Raw genomic sequence first — 6,153 nt, 5'->3', positions numbered from 1 at the left:
CCGCGACCCGCAGTGCGGGTCGCGGCCTTCGCCGTGTCGGGACCGGAACTCAGTGGAAGAAGTGCCGGGTCCCGGTGAAGTACATCGTCACGCCGGCCTTCTGCGCGGCCTCGACGACCTGCTCGTCGCGGACCGAACCGCCCGGCTGGACCACGGCCTTGATGCCCGCCGCGGTCAGGATCTCCAGGCCGTCCGGGAAGGGGAAGAAGGCGTCGGACGCGGCGTACGAGTCCTGCGCGCGCTCGGCACCGGCCCGCTCGACGGCGAGCTTGGCCGAGTCGACGCGGTTGACCTGGCCCATGCCGACGCCGACCGAGGCGCCGTCCTTGGCGAGCAGGATGGCGTTCGACTTGACGGCCCGGCAGGCCCGCCACGCGAAGGCCAGCTCGGCGAGCTCCGCCGGGGACAGGGCCTCGCCGGTGGCCAGGGTCCAGTTGGCCGGGTCGTCGCCCTCGGCCTGGAAGACGTCCGACTCCTGGAGCAGCACGCCGCCGGAGACGGGCTTGAGGTCGCCCGGCTGGTGCGGGGTGCCGTCGACCTTGAGGACGCGGATGTTCTTCTTCCTGGCCAGGATCTCCACCGCACCGTCCTCGTAACCGGGGGCGGCGATGACCTCGGTGAAGATCTCCGCGACCTGCTCGGCGAGCTCGACGGTGACCGGGCGGTTGACGGCGATGACACCGCCGAACGCCGACAGCGGGTCGCAGGCGTGCGCCTTGCGGTGGGCGGCGGCGACGTCCGCGCCCACCGCGATGCCGCACGGGTTGGCGTGCTTGATGATCGCCACGCACGGCTCTTCGTGGTCGTAGGCGGCGCGGCGCGCGGCCTCGGTGTCCACGTAGTTGTTGAAGGACATCTCCTTGCCGTGCAACTGCTCGGCATTGGCGAGTCCGCCCGGCTGACCGTCCGTGTAGAGGGCGGCGGCCTGGTGCGGGTTCTCGCCGTAGCGCAGGGTGGACTTGCGCTCCCAGGCGCCGGCCAGGAACTCGGGCAGCGCGCCCTCCTCGCCCTCCGGTGCGTACGCGTTCGTGAACCAGGAGGCGACGGCCACGTCGTAGGCGGCGGTGTGCTGGAAGGCCTCGGCCGCCAGACGCTTGCGGGCGGTGAGGTCGAAGCCGCCGCCCTGGGCCGCGGCGATGACGTCGGCGTACCGCTCGGGGCTGGTGACCACGGAGACCGACGGGTGGTTCTTGGCGGCGGCGCGGACCATCGACGGCCCGCCGATGTCGATCTGCTCGACGCACTCGTCCGCAGTGGCACCCGACTGGACGGTGGCCTGGAACGGGTACAGGTTGACGACGACGAGGTCGAAGGGCTCGACGCCCAGCTCGGCGAGCTGGCTGCGGTGGTCCTCCAGGCGCAGGTCGGCGAGGATGCCGGCGTGCACGCGCGGGTGCAGGGTCTTGACCCGGCCGTCCAGGCACTCGGGGAAGCCGGTCAGCTCCTCCACCTTGGTGACGGGCACCCCGGCAGCGGCGATCTTCGAGGCGGTGGAGCCGGTGGAGACGAGCGCGACGCCCGCCCCGTGCAGGCCGAGAGCCAGCTCTTCCAGTCCCGTCTTGTCGTAGACGCTGATGAGCGCACGACGGATCGGCCGCTGGGTCGTGGTCGGGTCGTTGCTCGCTGCGGTGTCTGCGGCGGTCACTGGATTGTTACCTTTCGTCCCTCAATGCGGTAGCCGTGCCGGGCCAGGCGCCCCACGACGTCGACGAGCAGCTGTCGCTCGACTTCCTTGATGCGCTCGTGAAGAGCGGCTTCGTCGTCCTCGTCCCGAACTTCGACCACACCCTGGGCGATGATCGGACCGGTGTCCACGCCGCTGTCCACGAAGTGGACCGTGCAGCCGGTGACCTTCGCGCCGTAGGCGAGCGCGTCCCGCACGCCGTGCGCGCCGGGGAAGGAGGGGAGGAGGGCGGGGTGGGTGTTGATGAACCGGCCGCCGAAGCGGTCGATGAACTCCTTGCCCACGATCTTCATGAAACCGGCCGACACGACGAGGTCGGGCGCGTGCGCGCCGGTCGCCGCGGTGAGGGCGGCGTCCCACTCGGCACGGCTTCCGTAGTCCTTCACCGGGCAGACGAAGGTGGGGATCCCGGCCTTCTCCGCCCGCTCCAGGCCGGCGATGTCCGCGCGGTCGGCCCCCACGGCGACGACTTCGGCACCGAAGCCCTCGGGTCCGCCGGGATGGGCGTCGATGGCGTCGAGCAGGGCCTGGAGGTTGGTGCCGGAACCGGAGACCAGCACGACCAGGCGGGAGGCGGCCATGGGAGGCCCTTTCTCGCGGGATTGCGGTGTTCGTCTTTGTGTGGTCATACGAATCTCCGGGGTACCGATATACGGGGAACCCTACGAAGCCGCCGACCGCCTGCAACGATACCGGCACACCGGACGGCCCCCGAGGGACGGGGGGACGGGCGGGCGGTAGCGTCTGGCGTACAAGCCGCAAACTGGCCTCACCTCGCCTCGATGTCCTCGTGACGTCCATGACACAGGGGAAGTAACACACCCGATGCCGGACCGCCGTCAGCCCGACTCCCCCACCGACGACAACCCCTACGCGGCCCCGCCGGAGGGCCGGCCCGACCAGCCGTGGCAGCCGCGCAGCGGCGGCGACGGCGGGAACGGCGACGGGAACGGCCCGGGGGACTCGGGCGGCCAACGGGGTCCGGCGCGCTGGGACCCGACGGACCCGATCCAGCGCCGTGCCCGCTACGCGCTGCTGGCCGGCATGTGGGGCTTCTTCTTCGGGATCTTCGGGATCCCGTCGGTCGGCCTGCTGCTGGGCGCGCTCGCCCTGTACTGGGGGATCAGCGCGCTGCGCGGCAAGCCGGCCGCGGCGACCGGCGAGCCGGGTGCCCCCAAGGGCCTGGACGCGCTGGGCCCGGCGGCCCGCCCCCAGCGCACCGCGGCGGTGAGCGGCCTGGTCACCGCCTCGCTGGCGATCCTGCTGGCCATGAGCTCGTACGCACTGCAGCTCGCGTACAAGGACTTCTACGTCTGCCGCGACGACGCCCTCACCAAATCGGCGGAGCTCCAGTGCAACAGCCTCCTGCCGGACAACGTCGTCGGCGACGTCCTGAAGGTCCCCCTCTAAGGGCGTGATGCGAAGGTCCCGCCCCGCCGATGTCCCCGGCGCGGGGGCCCGGAGGCGACGGCTAGGCGGCGGCTAGGCGGGCGGTTTTCGCCGGGGCAGCACCCTCGCCCCGGCCACCGGCTGCGGACTCGGCGGCGGGCCCACCGGCCCCGCACCCGATCCCGAACCCGATCCCGGACCCGGCCTCGGCCTCGGACCGAGATCCAGCCCGGCCACCACCGTCACCGCCCGCCGCGCCCGTACCGGGGGGACCGCCTCCGGAGCCGCCACGGCCTCGGGTGCGGCCGCGGTCTCCGGCATCACCGCGACCGCAGGTGCGGCCGCCGCCACCGGAGCCGCCACCGCCGCCGCAACCGCCGGAGGCACCGGCTCGGGCGGGATCTCCGGAACCAGCGCCCCCGACGCCTTCCGCATCGCCTCCCACCTCAGTTCCCGCACCCCGCTGTCGTGCCAGCCGTCGTCCACCGGAGCGTCCACGTCCACCGCTGCCGGTCCCTGCGCCGGGCGATAGCGCCACGCGTGCACCCCCACCGCGACCGGCACGGCCAGCAGCAGCGTCCACGCGAAGGCGGCCGCTCCCGTGGCCCACCACACCGGCCCGAACTCGGCGAGCCGCCGCGAACCCAGCGGTCCCGCCGAGGCCGCCGCGAGCCCGGCCATCACCAGGCCGCACACCAGCGCTCCGAGTGCCGCCGTGAGCGCGGTCTCCCCGTACGAGACCTCACGCGCCCGGCGCACCGCGAACCAGCCCACCGCCAGCCCCGCGACCACCGGCACCGCGGTGGCGGTCCAGGTCAGCGGGGTGCCCGGCCCTGCGGCCGGGAGCGCCTCCAGCAGCGGGAACCGGGGCAGCGCGGGCGCGCCCGCGAAGCCGAGCGGGGAGGCCGTCACCTCGGCGCCGAGGGCGAAGCCGGGGCCGAGGGCGTAGGACGCCGCCCAGACCATGGCGTTCGGAATCAGGGCGACCGCGAGCAGCAGGACCGCGAACCGGCCCGACCACACCCCGGTCAGCGACAGGAACGAGCTCTGGACCTGCGCACCGTGCCAGGCGAGCGAGGCGCCGACGAGCAGCGCCCCGCCGCCCAGGAGCACCAGGGCGCCGCCGGCGCCCGCCCGCAGCGCCAGCGCGTACCGAGGGCGTGCGAAGCCGCGGCGCACGCCTCTCGGCAGCCAGTTCGGCAGCGGCCCGAGCGGCCGTCCCTTGGCCCCCCACACGCCTCCGGCCGCGGCCAGTACGGCGACCATCGGAACGTGCCAGGCGGCGCTGATCGGGTCGGCCGGCATCGGGCCGCCGGCGGCGTACACCGTGGCGAACGCGCCGACGGCGAGGTACCCGCAGAGCACGGCCGAGAACACGGCCGTCGCGGGCAGCACCTCCTCGCCCTCCTCCTCGCAGGCGCCGCCCAGCCGGGCCGCCCGCCGCATGAGCAGGACGGGCAGCCCGATGAGCAGCAGCGGTGTCACACCAACGGGTGCCGGTACGCCGGAGAGCGTGTCGTACCGCACCAGTTCGGCCCCGTGGGCGAGCAGCCACAGCCCGGCGGCGAGGTGCAGGGCACCACCGGGGCCGCTGTCGGGATAGGGGGAGCTGATCCACAGGACGATGACGAGCACGGCGAGGAAGCCGAGCCCGAGTCCGGCCGCCACGGCGCCGCCCACCACGCATGCGGCGGCGGCCGGCGAACGCCGTCGCACGCCGGCTCGCGGGGCCGCCGGCAACCGGGTCCCGCGTTCGGTCACTTGGGTCACCCCGCCATGGTGCCAACGACACGCGCTATGGACGGGTAACAGGCGAATGTCCGTGGTGTCGCCCAATATACGTTTATGTACTTTATTGCTCAGGGCTGCCGGGTCGCGGGGAGTGTGGCATGACAAGAAGCGTCGAGGGCCTGCCCGCCCCGCACGAGCGCCGAAGACTGCGCGAGGCCGCGGAACTGACGCTCGATGAGGTCGCGGCGGCCGTGGGCGTCACCACGGCGACGGTCCGCCACTGGGAGTCCGGGCGCACGAACCCGCGCGGCCGCAAGCAGGACGCCTACGCACGTTTCCTCGACGGCCTCGCGGCACCGCCGGTGGAGGGGGCACCCGGGGGCGGGGGCGGTCCGGCCGGCCCGGACGAAGGCGCAGCGGCCGCCGTCGCCCCCGGCACCGGGGGCGGCCCACCCGGCGCCGCCACCCGGCCGGTCGTACACCCCCTGAACGGACCCGCCGAAGCCTTCGACACCCTCTACGACCGGGCCACGCCCGCCCTCGCCCGGCAGGCCTACCTGCTCACCGGCCGCCGTGCCCTCGCCCTGGAGGCCGTCGACCGGGCCTTCACCCGGGCCTGGGACCAGTGGCCGGAAGTGGCCGCCGACCCGGACCCGGAAGGCTGGGTGCGCGCGATCGCGTACGAGCACGCGCTCTCCCCCTGGCACCGGTTCCGGCGTGCCCACCGCAAGCCCGACCGGCTCCCCGCCGATCCCGCCGACCGGATCCTGCTCGACGCGCTGCTCGCCCTGTCCGCCCTCCACCGGCGCACCGTCCTGCTCTACGACGGCGTCGGCCTGGACCTGCCCGACACCGCAGCCGAGACCGAGGCCACCACCCTCGCCGCCGGCAACCGCATCCTGCACGCGCACGCCGAGCTCGCCGCCCGGATCCCCGAACTGGCCGACGTACCAGTCGAGAAGCAGTCCGCGGCGCTGCGGGAGCGGCTCGTCGGCCTGCGGCCGCCCTTCCCGCTCGACCCGCGCCCGGCCGCGACGGTCCGCGGTGGCGGCGAGCGGCGCGGCCGGCAGTGGACCCGGGCGACACTCGGCCTGACCGCGGTGATCACGGTCGCCACCGCCTACACGGCGGCGACCGCACCCACCCGGTACGACCCACCGCCGGCACCCGGCGAGAGCGTGTCCGGGGTGCCGCCGCTCAGCGGCCCGCAGCAGCTCACCGAACGGAGCAGGCAACTGCACGACAAGCTGCGCACGGATCCGCAGGCGGGCCCGGCACGCATCACGCCGAGGATCGAGTGAGAGCTCGTACGCGAACGGGCGTGGCCCGCACCCCGAGGGGTGCGGGCC

5 protein-coding genes are annotated in these 6,153 nt (G+C 74.2%); 2 read left to right on the top strand and 3 right to left on the bottom strand.

Annotation, left to right across the window (positions count from 1 at the left end; genetic code table 11):
* Positions 1 to 49: 49 nt before the first annotated feature.
* Positions 50 to 1,645: a bifunctional phosphoribosylaminoimidazolecarboxamide formyltransferase/IMP cyclohydrolase gene (gene purH / locus ACFW2G_RS32840; protein ID WP_052030281.1), complete on the bottom strand. Its 1,596-nt coding sequence runs from the start codon at positions 1,643 to 1,645 to the stop codon at positions 50 to 52.
* On the bottom strand, positions 1,642 to 2,265 hold the full coding sequence (purN, locus tag ACFW2G_RS32835) for a phosphoribosylglycinamide formyltransferase (protein ID WP_037919087.1): 624 nt from the start codon (positions 2,263 to 2,265) through the stop codon (positions 1,642 to 1,644). The genes purH and purN overlap by 4 nt, the downstream gene beginning before the upstream one ends.
* Positions 2,266 to 2,509: 244 nt before the next feature.
* On the opposite strand from purN, the gene ACFW2G_RS32830 reads away from it, so the two are divergent.
* Complete coding sequence (locus tag ACFW2G_RS32830; RefSeq protein WP_384447138.1) at positions 2,510 to 3,094, top strand: hypothetical protein; 585 nt, start codon at positions 2,510 to 2,512, stop codon at positions 3,092 to 3,094.
* 72 nt (positions 3,095 to 3,166) lie between these two features.
* On the opposite strand, the gene ACFW2G_RS32825 is transcribed toward ACFW2G_RS32830, so the two are convergent.
* The gene (locus tag ACFW2G_RS32825) at positions 3,167 to 4,843 is read right to left on the bottom strand and encodes a DUF6350 family protein (protein WP_384585579.1); all 1,677 of its coding nucleotides are present in this window, start codon (positions 4,841 to 4,843) and stop codon (positions 3,167 to 3,169) included.
* A 119-nt stretch (positions 4,844 to 4,962) separates the two neighbouring features.
* Between ACFW2G_RS32825 and ACFW2G_RS32820 the strand changes: the two genes are divergently transcribed.
* A complete protein-coding gene (locus ACFW2G_RS32820; protein ID WP_384585576.1) occupies positions 4,963 to 6,105 on the top strand; it encodes a helix-turn-helix domain-containing protein in 1,143 nt (380 codons plus the stop codon).
* Positions 6,106 to 6,153: the final 48 nt, after the last annotated feature.

It is taken from the genome of Streptomyces sp. NPDC058880, from assembly GCF_042742535.1.
Classification (GTDB): Bacteria; Actinomycetota; Actinomycetes; order Streptomycetales; family Streptomycetaceae; genus Streptomyces.
The sequence above is the reverse complement of the archived record's forward strand: the minus strand, read 5'-3'. Positions and strand labels throughout refer to the sequence as shown.